We start from the raw sequence: 3,259 nt of genomic DNA on the forward strand, positions 1-3,259 counted from the left end.
TCTCCAGTCTCACCGATCGTGCGCCGGAAAACGCCCTCGATTGCGCCTCCGCCACAGTTCGATTGCGCGCCGCTACAGCTAACGACCCGGCCGACCACTGTTGCCGGCTGCCTAGCGTTCACCGCCTACCTGTCCAAGGCGATGCGCCAGAGCAGCCCGGACACCGACCCGGAGGCGTTGGCGGCGCCCGATGCCCTGTGCGATGCCGCCCTGGCCGTCTCGCAGACAGACAGGGGGGCGTCGAAGTCGCACAACGCCGTGGCGGTGCGGGTTGATACCTACGACCGCGAGACCGGCCTTGTGACCTACGCCGATGCCGCCGGCACGCTGTTCACGAAGCCTGCGGCCGAGTGGATCGCCTTCATGGCGACGCGCCTGCATCACATCGCCCGTGCCGAGTGCACCCGTCAGTTCAATGCAGCATGCAATGATCTCGACGAAGCAGCTTGCGCCGACCTTGAAGCCCGGGTCACGCGCGAGCTGCGGATTGACGCGCTGCAGGCCCTCGCTCACCGCTCCGATCAGGTTTTTGCCGAGGCGCAGGCCGAGCGGTATGGCCGCGACCCTGCCGCGCTGTCTGCCGAGAAGGTCGACCTGACGGCACTCGACGTGCTGCAGCTCACTCACCTCCACGAAGCCTACCAGGCTGCCCGGCATCTCTGGGAGGGCGTGGGCGCACGGCCCTACAGCATCGCGTGGAGAGACCCGCGCGGCTGGCTTCACCTGACCAAGGCAGGCAAGATCGCAGACTTCGAGGAGCAGCGCGCCGGCCTCATCGTGGATCGGATCGTCGGCGAGATGGCGAGCCGGACCCCTCGCAACGTGAAGGAGCGTGACCGTTCGTTGGTCCTGCGGCTACGCCACGAACTCGACTGCGAAGACCGCATCCGGAGCGACGCGCTGATGCGCGAGATCACTCAGGCTTGGGAAGCCTGAGCCGTGGCCGACACTCTCACCTTCCGCCCCCGGCCTCGCCCCGCGCCCGCCGTCACCTTCCGCGAGCAGATCGAGGTTGCGGCGCAAGCCGCCCTCGACACCGCCGACAAGCTGATTGCCATCCTCAACGAGATGGACGGCGATCCGGACCTCGAGGACGGCGCCGACGACGAGCCGTCCCTCGGCGCCCCCGAGGGCCACGACTCGCAAGTGATCTGGCTTCGCGGTGGCGACCGCGACCTCGAACTCATCACCCAGGAGAAGCGCCCGTGAAGCTCGCCGCTACCGCCCGCCTGTCTCTCGCCCTCGGTCAGCCCCGCAGCGTCGCCTTCGGCCTGATGCGGCTCCGGGCCATGCAGCGCCGGATCTTGGCAGAGGCGGGCCACGAGGCCGGGAAAGGCAACGTGCTCACCGCTACTGGCCTTCTCGTCCTCTGGCTTCTGGCGGGAGGAATTTGAGATCGGCAGCCATCACCTCGGTCACCCTGATCCGCGCCCTTGATGGACCTTCGCACGAAAGGTCCAGTCACGGCATTCGACGCGTTACCAAATGCCGTTACCATTTTTTAAATCGCATCTTATCAATGCAACGGCGGATAATATGGCCATGAGCCATTTGTTGCAAATTTTCCATTCGTACTCTGTTGATTTATAATGCCTTTAATAAGATATTGCGTATATGATGGAGTAATAACATAACCACCTGTAACAATATCAAGTTCTGCGTCTTCGATTGCATCTCTGTTTTCTAATTTATTATCAATTATATCGAGCTTGTATATGTCGCTTTTATGAGTGTTCATTGCTACCTCCTGCAGATGCGCGCTTTTGCGCCTGCAATGCTTACCTCATTCTTATTAAAACTATTGTGCGCAGTGGCACATCATGCTCAAAAGAGGGTCGTAAAAACCCCATAAAAGGCATTTGATCTCGTAATAAATATGTAGAAGTATTTTATATATAAGTTTATTGCTTTCGGGAATGTTCTTCGCCCCTACGGGAGCTGGTGTCTTCCATAATAGAGAGCTTGGGCGCGGGCGGATGCTCCAACTGCTTAGCGCGCACCCGCTGTTCCTCACGCGTGGGTGAGGTATGTAGTAGACCACAGCGCAAGTACACCTCATAGACCTTCCCATCGCGAATGACGGTAGATGGTCCGGCTCCGCAGGCTATAGCCGACTTCGAAATCGCCAATGCTGCAACTAGCATCGACATGATAAAGCCGACAATCCGAAGCATGAATTTTCTCCCGCGCCCAAGCTGCCTTGCTTCGTGTCAAACCATCATTCTACTTAGAAAATAGGGGATTTTATATTTGGAGAACTCATTGATTTGCTAGTTTTATCTAATCTAGCAACTAATAGATCGTGCACAAGCATAGCGTGCGGATCGTATTCTGGGCCAGGTATGACACCGCCAGAGATATTTGCCAGCTGCTCGTCTTCCAACAGAAATGTCGATTTGAGACTAGGATTTATCAGAGTAGAAGGGTCAGTACGCCTTAGAAATTTGCCGATCATTTCAATCATAGTCGCCTCCTCGGATGACCTAACTAACATAGGCCGCAACCCAAGTATGACCATTTTAGGGGGATTTTCGGTGTGCGCTCGCACGTTACATGTAAATATTAGCTGAAGCGTGGGTTGCGATAGCCATTATAGCTTGCGGGACACGTTTGTAATATGCAGCGCGACGGCACGCTTGCAGATCTACTGGAAGATGAGTGACGGGTCAATAATGCAGCGATATGACTATAATCTTGCACGTCTGTCGCTTATTTCTACAACGCTGATCTTCGTTGTTAACTCACCCCACCGCCACCGCCGCCGCCTGAACGAGAGCGAGTTGTTTCCTCGACGATTTTCGCAGGTGATATTCTGAAATACATCCCTGCTGATTGAGACCCTACCTGGATGCTGAGGCCGCCAGTCGCACCATGCAAATCGATGTCAGATAGTTCATCATCCGGCGATTTTTTGGGTGCCGCTGAGGTTTTGAAGCCCTCACGGTCATCAGCGCTCTTGAAGCAACCCATGGCATCCTCCTCCGAATGCGATCAAGCGCGCATATAACACGCGTCGGAGGAGGAAGGCGTGCGATAAAGCACTGTATCAAGAGCGGGGGTCAGAGTTTCTCTCTAAACGCCCTCGTCCGCAATCCGCCTGATCGAGGCGCGTGGCGCGAGAGGTACGTGATGATCGCGCTTGATCCGGGCGGGTTGATTTCCCGCGCTCGCGCCGCCGCCAGTGGTCAGCCCCCAGCGGAGTGGTCCGGCCTGAAGTATGGCTTTGAGCCGACGGAGGACGGACGTGATGGGAACGAAG

General features: G+C 57.2%; 5 protein-coding genes. 3 read left to right on the forward strand and 2 right to left on the reverse strand.

The genetic code is table 11. The features are described from left to right. The 3 genes from EU555_RS35825 to EU555_RS35835 form a co-directional block, all read left to right on the forward strand. Window positions 1–936: hypothetical protein (locus tag EU555_RS35825; RefSeq protein WP_205821064.1), on the forward strand; the 936-nt coding region annotated here is incomplete at its 5' end. A gap of 3 nt (window positions 937–939) precedes the next feature. Then, on the forward strand, window positions 940–1,209 hold the full coding sequence (locus EU555_RS35830) for a hypothetical protein (RefSeq protein WP_135420140.1): 270 nt from the start codon (window positions 940–942) through the stop codon (window positions 1,207–1,209). Then, window positions 1,206–1,394, forward strand: coding sequence for a hypothetical protein (locus tag EU555_RS35835; protein ID WP_135420141.1), 189 nt, complete (start codon window positions 1,206–1,208; stop codon window positions 1,392–1,394). Before EU555_RS35830 ends, EU555_RS35835 begins: the two co-directional genes overlap by 4 nt. Window positions 1,395–1,516: 122 nt before the next feature. Here the strand turns inward: EU555_RS35835 and EU555_RS35840 are convergent, their stop codons facing one another. Beyond that, window positions 1,517–1,738 carry a hypothetical protein gene (locus EU555_RS35840; protein WP_135420143.1) on the reverse strand — a complete coding sequence of 74 codons (222 nt, stop codon included), beginning with the start codon at window positions 1,736–1,738 and terminating at the stop codon, window positions 1,517–1,519. A 998-nt stretch (window positions 1,739–2,736) separates the two neighbouring features. Continuing rightward, the gene (locus tag EU555_RS35845) at window positions 2,737–2,970 is read right to left on the reverse strand and encodes a hypothetical protein (RefSeq protein ID WP_135420145.1); all 234 of its coding nucleotides are present in this window, start codon (window positions 2,968–2,970) and stop codon (window positions 2,737–2,739) included. Between the last annotated feature and the right edge of the window lie 289 nt (window positions 2,971–3,259).

The sequence above is a fragment of the Methylobacterium nonmethylotrophicum genome (assembly GCF_004745635.1).
GTDB lineage: Bacteria > Pseudomonadota > Alphaproteobacteria > Rhizobiales > Beijerinckiaceae > Methylobacterium > Methylobacterium nonmethylotrophicum.